This is a genomic window from Enterovibrio gelatinilyticus (genome assembly GCF_028683095.1).
Lineage (GTDB): Bacteria > Pseudomonadota > Gammaproteobacteria > Enterobacterales > Vibrionaceae > Enterovibrio > Enterovibrio gelatinilyticus.
Window position 1 is genome coordinate 154058 of record NZ_JAJUBC010000003.1, and the last position, 13444, is coordinate 167501.

At 44.9% G+C, this 13444-nt stretch carries 14 protein-coding genes; 2 read left to right on the top strand and 12 right to left on the bottom strand.

Going from position 1 to position 13444, the window contains the following annotated elements:
* Window positions 1-790 precede the first annotated feature (790 nt).
* Window positions 791-1591 carry a delta-class carbonic anhydrase gene (locus LRP50_RS03785; protein ID WP_420791186.1) on the top strand — a complete coding sequence of 267 codons (801 nt, stop codon included), beginning with the start codon at window positions 791-793 and terminating at the stop codon, window positions 1589-1591.
* A gap of 370 nt (window positions 1592-1961) precedes the next feature.
* On the opposite strand, the gene LRP50_RS03790 is transcribed toward LRP50_RS03785, so the two are convergent.
* The 4 genes from LRP50_RS03790 to LRP50_RS03805 form a co-directional block, all read right to left on the bottom strand.
* On the bottom strand, window positions 1962-2360 hold the full coding sequence (locus tag LRP50_RS03790; RefSeq protein ID WP_274163159.1) for a VOC family protein: 399 nt from the start codon (window positions 2358-2360) through the stop codon (window positions 1962-1964).
* A 29-nt stretch (window positions 2361-2389) separates the two neighbouring features.
* A complete protein-coding gene (locus LRP50_RS03795) occupies window positions 2390-2608 on the bottom strand; it encodes a DUF6500 family protein (RefSeq protein WP_274163160.1) in 219 nt (72 codons plus the stop codon).
* Window positions 2609-3007: 399 nt separating this feature from the next.
* Window positions 3008-3334 (bottom strand): hypothetical protein, encoded by a 327-nt coding sequence (locus LRP50_RS03800; protein ID WP_274163161.1) that lies wholly within the window; start codon window positions 3332-3334, stop codon window positions 3008-3010.
* Between the two features lie 283 nt (window positions 3335-3617).
* Window positions 3618-4124: a DUF6985 domain-containing protein gene (locus LRP50_RS03805; RefSeq protein WP_274163162.1), complete on the bottom strand. Its 507-nt coding sequence runs from the start codon at window positions 4122-4124 to the stop codon at window positions 3618-3620.
* A gap of 328 nt (window positions 4125-4452) precedes the next feature.
* Here LRP50_RS03805 and LRP50_RS03810 point away from each other — a divergent pair, with 328 nt between their 5' ends.
* Entirely contained in the window at window positions 4453-4734 is a 282-nt protein-coding gene (locus LRP50_RS03810) for a hypothetical protein (protein WP_274163163.1), read from the top strand.
* 43 nt (window positions 4735-4777) lie between these two features.
* Here LRP50_RS03810 and LRP50_RS03815 read toward each other — a convergent pair whose 3' ends face one another.
* The 8 genes from LRP50_RS03815 to hutW all read right to left on the bottom strand — a co-directional run bounded on the left by LRP50_RS03815 (window position 4778) and on the right by hutW (window position 13328).
* Complete coding sequence (locus LRP50_RS03815; RefSeq protein WP_274163164.1) at window positions 4778-4984, bottom strand: hypothetical protein; 207 nt, start codon at window positions 4982-4984, stop codon at window positions 4778-4780.
* A gap of 339 nt (window positions 4985-5323) precedes the next feature.
* Window positions 5324-5545: a hypothetical protein gene (locus LRP50_RS03820; protein ID WP_274163165.1), complete on the bottom strand. Its 222-nt coding sequence runs from the start codon at window positions 5543-5545 to the stop codon at window positions 5324-5326.
* Window positions 5546-6028: 483 nt separating this feature from the next.
* A complete protein-coding gene (locus tag LRP50_RS03825; protein WP_274163166.1) occupies window positions 6029-6247 on the bottom strand; it encodes a GDCCVxC domain-containing (seleno)protein in 219 nt (72 codons plus the stop codon).
* 237 nt (window positions 6248-6484) lie between these two features.
* On the bottom strand, window positions 6485-8284 hold the full coding sequence (locus LRP50_RS03830; protein WP_274163167.1) for an ABC transporter ATP-binding protein: 1800 nt from the start codon (window positions 8282-8284) through the stop codon (window positions 6485-6487).
* Window positions 8285-8395: 111 nt separating this feature from the next.
* Window positions 8396-10588, bottom strand: a complete 2193-nt coding sequence (locus tag LRP50_RS03835; RefSeq protein WP_274163168.1) for a TonB-dependent hemoglobin/transferrin/lactoferrin family receptor — start codon at window positions 10586-10588, stop codon at window positions 8396-8398.
* A gap of 125 nt (window positions 10589-10713) precedes the next feature.
* Complete coding sequence (hutZ, locus tag LRP50_RS03840) at window positions 10714-11244, bottom strand: heme utilization protein HutZ (RefSeq protein ID WP_028022601.1); 531 nt, start codon at window positions 11242-11244, stop codon at window positions 10714-10716.
* Window positions 11241-11765 (bottom strand): heme utilization cystosolic carrier protein HutX, encoded by a 525-nt coding sequence (gene hutX / locus LRP50_RS03845; RefSeq protein ID WP_274163169.1) that lies wholly within the window; start codon window positions 11763-11765, stop codon window positions 11241-11243. The genes hutZ and hutX overlap by 4 nt, the downstream gene beginning before the upstream one ends.
* 108 nt (window positions 11766-11873) lie before the next feature.
* Window positions 11874-13328, bottom strand: a complete 1455-nt coding sequence (gene hutW, locus LRP50_RS03850; RefSeq protein WP_274163170.1) for a heme anaerobic degradation radical SAM methyltransferase ChuW/HutW — start codon at window positions 13326-13328, stop codon at window positions 11874-11876.
* Window positions 13329-13444: the final 116 nt, after the last annotated feature.

The following is a 13444-nucleotide window of genomic DNA, read 5'->3' on the forward strand; positions in this document are numbered from 1 at the left end:
CTGAGTGGCGTACATTTCAATCTACTGCATATCTTATTTAACATAAGATAGATAATGCGCACTGATGGTGTAAGGGCAAAGTAGTAATGTCACTTTTTAGCAAAGTTAAAATGTCTCCTAAATCGCACGTCTCAACTAGGTTTCAGGATGAATAAAAAGCCCGCAATAGCGGGCATTTTATGTGGCAACTTTCTTTAGATATTCACTTGCTTTGTTTTTTCGAATTCAGTGCTGATAATCGTTCACTTTGTCTTTACATACAAATCTTTGCTTTTCGAGCAAACAACCCCCTCAAATCCCCATTGGAAAGTTGGAGGATCAGAGCTGAGGCTTGAGCAGAATTTGGCGTTGGGATAGAGGCTTGCGGTTGATTCTCCATAGGTAGCAATTCTATATCAGCGCACTTTTCGTCTTTTGTGGATGGTTTCCATTAACTAATTGTTGAAGTCACTGTTCTGATTGACAGAGCAATCAATAAGCACAGGCAAACTCATATCCCTACATTAACGCTCTCTTTCATCACACCGTATCTTCTGCGCGCATCACAGTCGAATAAGAAGCAATACATCAATGTGACGCAATTCAGAGACACCGCCTTAGAATCCGGGATTTGCTTGGTGAATTGGCGAAAGTTGTACGAGAAATTAGATACCCTCTAGTGATGGTATTCGCGTTCAACTTAGCGACATGATGCGATGTACCATGAAACCTCAACAACCAAGGGAATGAACCAGTGAAAACTACCAAATTGTGCATCATCGCATTCGCCGTCTCCGCCTCTTTTGGTGCGATGGCAAAAAGCGGCCATGAGACCGTATCTGACAAGGTGATTGCGGAACAGCGTCAAGAGCTGGCAGAGAATACTGAAGGCGAAGGCTTTGGTCCTCAATCTCCACGTGACATTGATTCAACTGCAGGTAGCAACACGTTATCGTTTAATGCTGCGCCGGCATATACACAGATGAATCTATGCAATATCCATTTCCACAAAAATGCCGAACATAAAGGTGGCGAATTTACCAAGTATGCGGGTAACGGCGATGGCCACGGTTATCAGAGTGGCTTCCAATATGCAGGTAAGTTGAGTGCGGCTGAATTGGCACCAGTAAAAGGTGAAATCTGCCCGAGCAAACACGGTGATGTTAAACCTGGTGATACGATTGAAGTGCACTATGTTCATACCACCGCACAAGTAGAACCAGGTGCAACCTTGGGCTCATGCTTTAACGATGCGAATAAAAACCCACAGCTTCGCGTAGAAACTCAAGTTTACGTGGTGGTAAATGATAGCGCAGCGTTGGATTTTGAAGAGCTAAACGAACACGAGAAGAAAGACGGCGTACATCAGGCTATCAACATTCCGAAAAATACGGGTAAGCCTATTCAGTATGCGGGTTCAACAACGGGCCCAAGTTACAATGAAGAAGGGTCGCCATTCCAAGTGACTTGGAGCGTAAGACCTAAGGTTGCCAAAGTGAACGCAACGTCTGTTGCTGAATGGTGTGAAGGGAATGCGTTTGATGAAGATCACGCTCATGGTGTACGAAATCTCGTCGTGAACAAAGAGCTCCTCTCTGTTATCTCCAACTAACAATAGGTATATACCCAAACAACCTGAAGATGCAGGATTCAGCGAGGTTTACTGACGTTATGATCTAGGCATCCCTTTGCCGATGTAGTGGTCTCCATCAAAAAGGGATAACACCGAGCATGGCGTCAGTAAACTCGCCCGAAGGGAGGCCCTCAGTGCGTCCACTTCATCGTTAAATTCCTGTGAAATAGAATGACTATTCCTGCAAGAATTTGCCTTGAACTGAAAGCACTGATGACCTCTGAAATCGAGCATCTCCAGTTTGATTGGGTATAGATAGATATAGGGCGCGAAATTGTATTAGCGCCCTATTTGATTGTTTTGCTTTTCTTAGCTTCTATGTCATGAGCTTTAGATATCATGGCGGCAGCTAGCTGTCTGATTCACCATAACAAACGGCTTGTAGCTTATTGCCATCAGGGTCTCTGACGTACGCTGCGTAGTAGTTAGGCCCAAAATGATCGCGCAGACCAGGTGCACCTTCATCGGCGCCGCCATTCGCTAGTGCTTCCACGTAAAACTCATCAACGGCTTCTCGTGTTTCAGCTTTAAACGCCACGTGTGTACCGTTTCCCCAAGTGGCAGGTCTTCCATCTATGGGTTTATAGATATAGAGAAACGGCATTTGATCATCTTTAGCATAAAGAGGTGGTTTTCCTGGCGGCTTTGGAACGCGTGTTAACCCCAGGGGCTGTAAAACCGCGTCATAGAACGCCGATGCCCTTTCATAATCATTGGTTCCCAATGTGATGTGGCTAATTACAGACATTAGTTTGCCTTCCTGTTGTTCAAAATGCGTTAAGCCTCGTTCTGTACAAGGTCAATAATGTGTTTGGCTTTGACAAAATGATCGAGTCTATGGGTTTGAATCCACCAAGTTGCAGCTTCCATTAAGAGTTCAGGGTCATCATTCTTATTCGCAAAGAAAGCATAGAACGACACACCGACGCCCTCACCTTTTGCGTTGATTTTCTTGTTGCACACGTCGATGACTTTTTTGCGTAATGAATCTCTCATGACTGCTGTTTCCCTCAAGTACTCTATTGCGAACTGTATATTTAAACAGTTTTGATGAAAAGGTTAAGGCTTAGAAACCGGATGAAGGCAACATTTCTTTTGGTGGTCGCATATAGAACATGCATTGATGGTTGAACATCAATCAGGTATTTGGCCATTTTAGCCATTTCATTTTTAGTTTAATGCCGAAGTCTTTGACCATTAAATTAGGCATATAAAGATAGTCGAATGAATGGTTAGTGTCGATAGGTCTACCGTTTCTCGAAGACGAAGTCATTGCACCACACTCTAAAATTCAGAAGCGCCATTGCTTTAAGGTCTTTGTTTTTGGCCTCTCCAAACCCTCATCATGACATGGATTTTAGCAGCACAAAAACGTTGGATGCATTCTTATGGAGGTTAATGAGGGCGTTTAGATGTGATGATCGGCTGTCCATGATTAAGTACAACAAAGTAAGCCCCTTTTATGAATGCGCCTAGCAAAGTTTCCTTGCTTACATCTCGCCAAGACGATGTGATATTGGTGCCTGATAAAAAGCCGTTGATGTCAGTTAGATGAACGGTTTGCTCATGATTCAGTGTTTGGCGAGTCATAAATCCACCAAATGGATAGTAAATCAGGCTGCCGTCTTTGAGAAAAGCTGGGATTAACATGGGATCAGTAGGCAGGTTGTTACTCTCGAGTACAACGTATTGACGATTAAGTTGGTATCGAATTGCAGGCATAATGGTTACTACTGGTTATACATACAGTTATTTTAGTCATTATTAGGAAGACGACAAGTCATTCTGTCAATCTCCTGCTCATTTGCTTATGGTCGCCTTTTACTAGGACACACTGCGCCATGAATGAAAGTAAAAAGACACAAGGCTACGTTCGTTTGCTAAAACATTGGTAGGACTGACAACGTGCTTAACAAGTCACTTTAGATGCAGATAGTGTGATGTTCGTCTTTGGGTATGTTTGATGATATACACTGGCGTGTTTTAACACAGTATTGGCGGGGGTCTAATTGAGGCGCTCGTGGTGACTAAGCAGCATGATGATGTCGTCCAGCATGTCCTTTTCACCTTGTTTCGTCACTGGATAGTCGGTGTTGACATCGATATGATCGGCAAACTTTCGATAGTACTTGGGAAGATGTGACAGTATGTAATCTGAGCATTCTTGCTGTTTGTTATGGATGAAGTTATTGATGATCTGCTCGTACCCTTCAACTACATCCGTGCTGTCGGCATTTTGAACAAAGAATTCGGCTTTATTATCGATCAAGAAGCGGATATATCTGTTCTCAGTCAGATACTTGTCGAGCAACGCTTGGCGAATACAAGATAGTATAATCTTTGCCGCCCGTTTAGGTTTGATATCACCACTGTCGCGTAAAGTCCCTAGTATCTTCTCTTCTAGGTAGGCTTGGTACTTGTCGTTGCCAAAAAAATCAGCTTCTACACGGTCAAAGAACTTTTCGTATTTCTTTTTCTGAACCCAGTTCGTCAGAATCCATTTCATAGTCATATCAGCACAGTTATAAACATTCGAAAAGTACCACCATTATGCGAGATGATATCGATCTAATGCGAAAAATTGCGTTTTACTCAGCACTTTTTTGATCCCGTTTGGAACGTGGCTGCATCCTGTGCAGTTATTGCGTGACATACATTGATACGGATATCAAAACGCCAAACAAACAGGATGATGATTGCTTACATTTGCGACGTTTGTCAGGTACAGAGTATTGTGTTTGCTATTTAATGGCGTAATTGAACGAGTCATATTTCTGAAACATAAGTGAAAATTGGGTCTTCACCTAAACAATCTCAAGATGCTTGGCATAGGAGGCATCATGACACCATTTACGCTTGGCAGAAAAACAATCATCAACGAATGTTCATTGGAATACAGTTGGGTAAGACAGCAAGTTGCGGAAGGTACAGATAGGAACACTGTTGTTTCAGCCATTCAGCAGTGCTTTGGAGGAGACGAAGAGACGGCCTCTTTGTTTTTTAATATCGCGATTGGGGAAAGCTCACCAGGCGTATTGCTATCCCACCTTCGACTCTCTAATTGGAGCACCTTCAACAAGAACGAAGGAAACACTGATACCCATAACGCAATATACTTGTGATTTTGAGGTGGACAGAGCGTCGCCCTGCCCACCCAATAAGTGACTATTGCTTGAACAGGTCCATGACTAAAGGTACGACCTTAATCCAAACCAACGCACCAATTCCTACCCACACCGCTAACCAAAATAAGCGGCCTAGCCATGTGTTACGAGAGTGATAACGCGCAGGATCCGGTTCTCCGCATCCTGGGCATGAAAGCGCACGCTTGGAAACTTGTTTTTCACATACAGGGCAAGCAATTAATGGCATGGTAAATCTCTTCCTTTGATCTTTATTTTGTTTTCCGCAATGGTATTACGTCACGCCATTTGGCTCTAGTGCTTTTGAGTAAAATCCTGAGTCGTTTAACCTTAGATGAACTGAAGTCACTATGTTGTTACATAGAAAAAGCACCTTATCGAGATAATTGATGAGCACAATCGCCACCAGCATATCTGTCTCTAAAGATACTTCTTTGATTGCTGAACCAAATGATTTGCATGTGTTAGATTTATCATTGTAGGTATATTTAGTGGTACACAAATTATAAGTTATAGTGCGTTAAGAGGTATAAAAAAGAGCTATCTATCACTCTTTTTTTGTACATCCTTAATCACCAAAGTCATGAACACCTAACTTCAATATATCAGACGCATCTACCCACTCCACTTGACCACATACAGTACAAGTACATTCTGATGCTTCTGCAAAACGCTCATCTTGCGGTGGTGCCGTTAAAGCACGAATAGCTGGATCGTGGTGTGCTTTTTCACGCACCTCGTGGCCAGTTTCAGCTTCGCAACTACGGCAATACCATGTGTGTACACTCATGACTTTCTCCTTGGGTATAAACTCCTTTCTCGCCGTGAGTGTAATTTCATACCGGGGTCTATTTCTGAATCATTTTTAAGACAATGACGAAATTGTCGCGCTGACTGCATCACACAAACTTTTCCATCCATAAGTTTCCCTTATAGGACGACTTAATTTGTCAGTGCAATGTCTACAAGTGAGATGAATACTTATTGCTATCAGATGGTTGTGTGTACCTGCACTTATTCAAGAATTCAAACAAAAGCTTATGAGCGATAAGCCTTGCAGAGCCTATTACCCAAGGTTTTTGTGATTATAATTCAAACGTACGTTTGTCCGATTAGGGAGATAAGTGTCGCTTGATGATACACAATGACGAATGCCAGAGTGAGAAAGATTAGCACGGTATACGTAAGTTAAGCAGATGAAACTCGGTGCATTTAAACCATAAATACAAAGACGGTTGTAGAGGATGCAGGTAAATAATCTAGCGCTCACCAATCAATGTAATTTGTCCGTGCAGGTACCATTTACCTGAACGGGCGGACAGCTCACACTTCCATATGAGCAAAATACGCAACAGCCCCCCTCTGCCACCAACAATACTTCATGACAGTTCTCGCATTCATAGTGCTGTTTTGATTCACCTATGGGCATAAGCTCTGTTTTCACGTGACCGCAATTTGGGCAGGTCACATCTGACTTCAAGATAACTTTCATTGATTCTCACTGCGTGTAATGAAGGGATCGTTTTGAACTCTCTCCTCTAAGCGTGGAACATACCTCACGCTCTTTCCACTTTAGATTTAAGAACCACACGGAATCGCCTTGGCAGCAGATGCGCAAATGAATCAGAATCTTTGTTCCGTTTTCTTGCTACGAATGTGATGATTTCTTTGTACAGTACATAAAAAACCCCGCTTTCGCGGGGCTATTAATTGTATATACAGAAGTAACTCAACCCACTTGTAAGTTGCCATATAAGGTTTGATACACACCATCTTCATTAACAAGGTCTTGGTGATTACCACATTGAGCCACCTTGCCATCTTCAAGTACGTAGATGAGGTCCGCTTGCTTCACTGCCGACAAACGGTGAGCAACAATGAGAGTTGTTCGTCCTTGTAAGAAGTTGTTCAAGGCATCATGCAATGCTGCTTCTGTTGCTGTATCCAATGCAGACGTCGCCTCATCCAATATGACAAGCTTAGGATTAGTCAAAATCATGCGTGCAATCGCGAGGCGCTGACGTTGTCCTCCCGACAACTTAAGACCCTGGCGACCAAGTTGAGATGACAGTCCATCATCTAAGCGTTCAACCACGTCACTCAGCTGAGCGATTTCCAACGATTTCCAGAGTTGTTCATCGGAAAAATCGGTACGCCCTAACGTCAAATTTTCACGCAAGGTATCATTGAAAATGACGGGTTGCTGCAACACCACAGCGGTATGCTGACGAAGTGTCTCATAGCCGATGTCTTCAACACTCTGCCCATTAACGATGATGTCACCATCGTTTTTACGGTAAAGACCCAAAAGAAGTTGAATCAAGGTCGACTTGCCGCCGCCAGAAGCACCAACTAGCGCCACACGCTTACCTGCAGGTATCGTCAGAGAAAGCCCGTTCAATACGGTTTTTTCGCTGTTGTAGCCAAACGTGAGATCGCGACATTCGACACCAAAGGTATCAAGTTCAAGCAAAGGATCTTGCTTAGATACACTTTTCGGTTCTTCATCTAAGGCGAGTAAACCGTTGAGTCGCTTCATCGCAGCGGATGCACTAAACCATGCGTACTGAATGCCCAATAGCTCTTGAATTGGGCCAAGCATGAACCAGAGGTAACCGAATACCGCAAAAATTTGACCAATCGTTAAGTCGCTAAATAGCACCATAAGCATTGCAGCGGCGCGGAATAGCTCAAAGCCAATCAAGAACATTAAGAACGACACACGGCTTGCCGCTTCCGATTGCCAAGCGTATTTATCGGCATCATGACGAATAGATTCGGCGTCACCCTTCAGAACATCAAGATAAGCGCGTTCACGGTTAGCGGCACGCAGTTGATAAATACCATCTAACGTTTCTACCAAACGCTGCTGAAAACGTTCAAATGATTGGTTCTCTGCTTTTTTTAGGTGTTTAACGCGCTGTCCCATTTTTCGTGACAGGAAAATAACTAGCGGGTTAACCAAAAGAATGAACAGGCCAAGTGCCCAATCGAGCCACAAAAGAATCACAGCCGTGCCGAACACGGTAAGCACGCCAACCACAAATCGGCTCAAACTGTTCCCGATAAACGAATCGATCGTCTCTATGTCTGTGACAAGATGAGAGCTCACACCGCCACTGCCGCGCTCTTCAAACTCTTTCATGCTGACGCGGCCGAGCTTATCCAGCAACTGCTGACGGATAAAGCAGGTAATTGATTTAGACACCAAGGTAAATTGACGGCTCTGCCAGATGTTTAGCGCTTGGCTTGCAATACGCATGACAACCACGAACAACAATACCATCACAATATAGCTCGCCGGTTGCTGTAGCGACTCAGGCAACAAGTGGTTGAAGAATTCAACACCATGAGCTGGCTTGTTCAGCAGTACTTCATCGACCATTAGAGGCATAAATAGCGGGATTGGCACACTGATCAATGTGGCACACACCGCAATAAAATTGGCAAATATCAGCTGCTTTTTATGCTTCTTTGCCTGATCGATTAACCACCGCGTTGAAAGCGTTGTTAAAACTGCATTACTCACTGTGTCTCCAAACTTTTCATTTTCGTTATTGTTTTGTGATTTACGTGTAAGTGTAACCGAAAACACCCCAGCAATGCCGGGGTGTTTTATCGTATTACTCTACGTGTTTCGTTAGAAAACGTATTCGGCTTCTATACCCCAATTACGTCCAGATTGAGTACGACGATCAAGTCCTTCTGTATCAGACTCTGCGCCAATCAAATCCGTGTATTCCCAATACTTTTTGTCAAAGGCATTGAAAAGACCTGCTCTAACGGTCAAATCAGAGACTGGACGGTAATAAGCCGTGATATCCGTGACAGCGTAACCCGGCGCTGACACATTATCGGTATCAATGTTCGCGTTGCTCCAATCGGAATCAGACTTACCAGCAACGGCCTTCACCGCGACTTTACCGCCATACGTGCCTTCTACATTGGCATAACCCAGCGCAAAGTATGCAGATAACGGAGAGACAGTATCCAGCGCTTCACCGTTTTCTTTGTCCTTACCCTTGGTGTACGCAACACTGAAGTCGGAATACATGCCAGTTGGCGCGTTCAAGAGTACATCCAACGCCAATTGCGCTTTGAACTCAGCACCGTAAATTTCGGCTTTGCTGATGTTTTGCTTAGACCACAGTTCTTTACCTTCACCGTTGTTATCAGCCAGTTTGGTGCTTTCGATGAAGTTCTTGTAATCGTTGTAGTACACCGCGAAATCAAATCGGCCGAAATCTTGAGTTATACGCAGACCCGTTTCATAGCCAACACTCTCTTCTGGCTTCAAGTCTGGGTTTGCTTCATAAACCGCACCATAGGCCGCATCGGTTTCATAGAAGTAGTACAGATCTTGTAACGTCGGTGATTTGAAGCCTTGGCTCACATTCGCATAGCTGCTTAGACGTTCTGTCCAATGATATACCGCCCCCAACTTAGCAGTGACAGCGTCACTTTCTGAGTTGGCATATTCGGTAGTGCCTTTCGGCTCTGCAGAAAAACTGTCATAACGAAGGCCTGCATTCAGTACTAAACGCTCTTCAAGCAGAAACGCTTGGTCTTGAACAAAAATACCCCACTTAACGGATTCAGCATTCGGTACATCACCCGCCTTGTCGGCTTGTGTACCCGCTTTCGAGCCTTCTAAATACATATCACGATAGTCGAGGTTAAACTCATTAGTAATATAGTTAACGCCGTAGCTGATCTCGTGGTAGCTCGTTGCTAAGTCGAATGCTTTATCGAACTGCGCATCAAATTGTGTGCTCTTGTCTTCGCCATTGCGCACTCGCTGGCGGTAACCGTGACCAAACGATGTTGGCGGCTCGGGTGTTTCATCAAAAGTGTTGTGTAGGCTTTCACTTTCCAGTGCGGTAACTTGCCACTTCAATCTGTCGAAAGCCGTGGTGTTTGCTTGCCAATCATGCTCAAACGTCACACGTCTACGCTTATCTTCATCGTTCGCGCTGTTACGCGTATATACAAAACCCGGCATGATTTCATAGCCTTCGTTCGAACTGATCAGGCCATCGGCCTCACGATTGAAAATTTCGCCAGTCAAACCGACGCGATGATCATCATTGATCTGATAAAAAGCTTTCAATAGAAGGTTATCAGAATTGATGTCAAACGGGTCTGCTTGGCCACGCTCACGGCCTTCAATATCTGAACCGCTGCTGTGTGTCTTGGTTTCATGACCATCACGATGCGTAAAGATCAATAGCGTATCAAGGTCGCCTGTGCGGTTCGCAATGGTTGCCGTCGCCTTATAGCTCTCGTCAGCACTGTAGTAACCTGTTTTAACACTGGCATAGGTATCATCACCTTCTGGTACCAATAGGTCTTCGGGGTTCTTGGTGCGAATAATCACTGCGCCCGCTAACGCATCACTACCATAAAGGCTTGAAGACGGCCCTTTGTTGATTTCGATACGCTGCAACGTATCCGTTTCAACGTTGTTATTGTATTTGCGCATAACATCTGCGCCTGGGTCGAACGACACTGGTTGTTCAACGCCATCAACCATGGTTTTTACGTAATTTTCACTCAAACCACGGATATTGAATCCTGAATTACCGAAACGCCCTGTTCCTGGCATTGAGACGCCGGGTTCGTTAGCAACGGCCTGCTCCAAATCTTGGGCGAGGTTTTCTTCAATTTTTTTGCTATCAACAACATCTACTGAAACAGCAACATCACTGATGCTCTGTTCGCTACGTGTTGCGGATACAACGACTTCATCAAAAGTGTACACATCCTGTGCGGCTGCACTTCCGGCGCATAGTAGTCCCACGAGAAGCGCCAGCTTGTTCTTCTTGATTGTCATGATCTTCACTCTTTTTTAGGCAATAAAAGGCCGCTCACGCTGAATTCAGCACGATAGAATTATTATTTTTATGGGTTACGCTGGTGTTTGAAGGCTCTGCAGACACAGAGCCTTTATCGAGAAAATTACATTTTCTCTTTCATTTTCTGAACATGGCCTTCGTTTAGGTGCACGACAGAAAGCATATCTTCGCCTGTCACATCAAATGCTTGTCCGAAGCCTTTCACGTAACGGCCGATAACTGGGTTAAGGCGGTATAAGCGGAAATCACCCAATTGACTTAGGTTGTCGATCATCTCGCCTAGTCGCGCTTGCATCACCTCGATGCCCTGCTGCCAAACCGCAGATTCACGCTCAATCAGCTCCGCATTGGTATCAAACGACAAACGACGGCGGGCAAAAATAGAACGCGCTTCGCTCTCGTCTTCAATCATCATGATGGAAACCGCTTTACTCACTTTCAGGTTTTGACCGTGAGTCGCTAAATCACTGACAAGGATGTAGTAACCCTGCTCAGAAAATGCGAATGGCGCATAACTTGTGTGCGGCTTGCCGTCTTTATCAACGGTACCTAGCTGAAGGGTTTTACGCGCATCACGAAATTCTTGAATTTCCGGACCAAGGCGATTTTGTAGACGCTCTGCCTTATCAATCATTTTGCCAACTCCTGTTTCATGGCATTAAACAGTTCGATTTGCTCAGGGAATAGTTGACGCTTTTTGTCTCGACCCAAGTAAATCTTAAATACACAGTGACCAGTGCAGTCGAAGAAACCGATGTAGTGACTTTCTGTGCCGCGGAATGGTTTGCTCACGAATACGATGTCAGACACTAGCTCAAGGCGAAGGTGACCGTGTAACTGACCTTCGCGCCCCATTAGGTTGTAGTAACCGTGGGCGAACTTTCCTTTAGGAAACGCGGCTTTGAACTCAAACACCGAACCGCCAGAGTGAACGATGGTCGTCACTTTTCCCCAGCTAGGCATCACTTCCAAAATGCTTTGAGCCAATGAACCTTCTGCGCGTGCAATCATCTCTTCTGGCAATGCCAGAGTGATTTCGCCTTCCGTCAGGTTCAAACTTTCCACCATATTGGATACTGGCGTGTGAACATCTTGAGAAAGGTAGTCAGCGACGCGTTGCTTGGTCTCTGACGTGACGATAATCGCTTGTTGCATTGTGGTACTACTCCTATGAAGCGGCAGAGGCCGCTTTACTATTCAATTCTTTGTTCAGTACATCTTGCACTTAACATCATGCGCGATAATGCAAATTACGATGCCATATCACGATGCCATAGATACGGGCATTTTCTTGCCTGGCACCATGCCAGAAGGCATTGCTGACGGCATACCGCCCTCAGTCTTAGGTGGTGTTTGACCGGATGTTCCTTGAAGCACTTCAATAAGGTTTTGAGCCAATGTCACCCCCCAGAATTGCCCCGCGACAGTCAATGTCAAATAACCACGACCTTCAATATCGCTTCCGCTTCTTTCAAGATAGACCAGGCCGTTGCTCTCCCAGGTTTCAAACAAAGGCGTAAGGGCTGCAAAGGTCCCTGCACCAGCCACCCGATCCAGCTTATGCTGCGCTAGCACACCCGCATCAAAGCCACATTTTACTTCCGCAGAAACAGCGCGGTTAGCAGGCGCCATCGTCATCATAGTGACAGGGTAACGCCTATCTGTGATCGCAGAGATATAAGTGTCCATATCTCGGGTTTGCATCATCTGACAGCCATTAACATTACCGCCCGCACCCGCACCTAAAGGCATGATTTCTGCAGTGGTCTTTGCCAACGAGTTATAGATGCTGCGTTCACGATTATCAGACGCCCAGTGATTGACACTCAGACGCTTTTGATGATGTTTGGCCATGAATTTCACGCCCATTTCAAACATGGTCGCTTTCATCTGCGTGTCAGCGGGATGTGGCAGTTTGCCCTGCTCAACCATCTTCGCCATTGGTAAGCCTTGCATCTCAATAAGCTGATACAAGTCCACACCATGCGCGCCTGACTCTAGGTAGTCCTCAAGATCTTGCTGCCATATATCAAGTGTCTGATGAGGCAATCCGTAAAGCAGATCAAGAACGATCGGTGCTGCATTATAGGAAACCAAGTTCTGGATGGTTTTGAGCACTTCTTCACGCTCATCAAAACGTTTTGCACTCTTACGCACTGCAGTGTTAAAGCTTTGAACACCAAATGAGAAACGATTAACACCGCCCTCTAACGCAGCTTCAAACTTCTCAGGGCCAAATCGGTTAATACGCCCTTCTAGCGTGATTTCGCAATCTGGTGTGAGCGGAAATTGGCTGCGAATGTCAGACACGATGGTACGAATTTGCTCTGCCGACAAATCCGTTGGCGTTCCGCCGCCGATATACACCGCTTGGAATGGTGCGGCTTGCGTCCAAATTTGAGATGCCTTCCAACGGATCTCTTCACGGAGTGCTTCAACGTAGCTTTCAATCAAAGACTTGCTTGACGCGTATTGGAAAAAATTGCAGTAAGTGCAACGAACGCGACAAAAAGGAATATGGATGTACAGACAACGTGGTGCGAGCGCACTCTGTGGTTTTAATGAGTGTGCGTTTTCAAGAGAGGTCTGAATTTCCTCCCCTTTAACGGCGTGCATCATGCCACCAGCATGTGGGCCTTTTTTTCGCTGAAATGCAAAACGTAATGGGTCAGGCGTTTGCTGTCCCACGAGTTCTACATTGTGTAAATCAAACTTCATCGCCTGAAACGACCTTCTACAGACAACAGCGCCACACAACGGCCTGTTTTCAATTCGTTTTCTATCTTATGCATATCAAACGATAATGCAACTGATAATTGATCTCATTTTTATTT

Excerpts from the sequence above, each read along its gene's own strand:
- LRP50_RS03785 (WP_420791186.1), top strand. The coding sequence starts at position 791 with ATGGCAAAAAGCGGCCATGAGACCGTATCTGACAAGGTGATTGCGGAA.
- LRP50_RS03790 (WP_274163159.1), bottom strand. The coding sequence starts at position 2,360 with ATGTCTGTAATTAGCCACATCACATTGGGAACCAATGATTATGAAAGG.
- LRP50_RS03795 (WP_274163160.1), bottom strand. The coding sequence starts at position 2,608 with ATGAGAGATTCATTACGCAAAAAAGTCATCGACGTGTGCAACAAGAAA.
- LRP50_RS03800 (WP_274163161.1), bottom strand. The coding sequence starts at position 3,334 with ATGCCTGCAATTCGATACCAACTTAATCGTCAATACGTTGTACTCGAG.
- LRP50_RS03805 (WP_274163162.1), bottom strand. The coding sequence starts at position 4,124 with ATGACTATGAAATGGATTCTGACGAACTGGGTTCAGAAAAAGAAATAC.
- LRP50_RS03810 (WP_274163163.1), top strand. The coding sequence starts at position 4,453 with ATGACACCATTTACGCTTGGCAGAAAAACAATCATCAACGAATGTTCA.
- LRP50_RS03815 (WP_274163164.1), bottom strand. The coding sequence starts at position 4,984 with ATGCCATTAATTGCTTGCCCTGTATGTGAAAAACAAGTTTCCAAGCGT.
- LRP50_RS03820 (WP_274163165.1), bottom strand. The coding sequence starts at position 5,545 with ATGAGTGTACACACATGGTATTGCCGTAGTTGCGAAGCTGAAACTGGC.
- LRP50_RS03825 (WP_274163166.1), bottom strand. The coding sequence starts at position 6,247 with ATGAAAGTTATCTTGAAGTCAGATGTGACCTGCCCAAATTGCGGTCAC.
- LRP50_RS03835 (WP_274163168.1), bottom strand. The coding sequence starts at position 10,588 with ATGACAATCAAGAAGAACAAGCTGGCGCTTCTCGTGGGACTACTATGC.
- hutZ (WP_028022601.1), bottom strand. The coding sequence starts at position 11,244 with ATGATTGATAAGGCAGAGCGTCTACAAAATCGCCTTGGTCCGGAAATT.
- hutX (WP_274163169.1), bottom strand. The coding sequence starts at position 11,765 with ATGCAACAAGCGATTATCGTCACGTCAGAGACCAAGCAACGCGTCGCT.
- hutW (WP_274163170.1), bottom strand. The coding sequence starts at position 13,328 with ATGAAGTTTGATTTACACAATGTAGAACTCGTGGGACAGCAAACGCCT.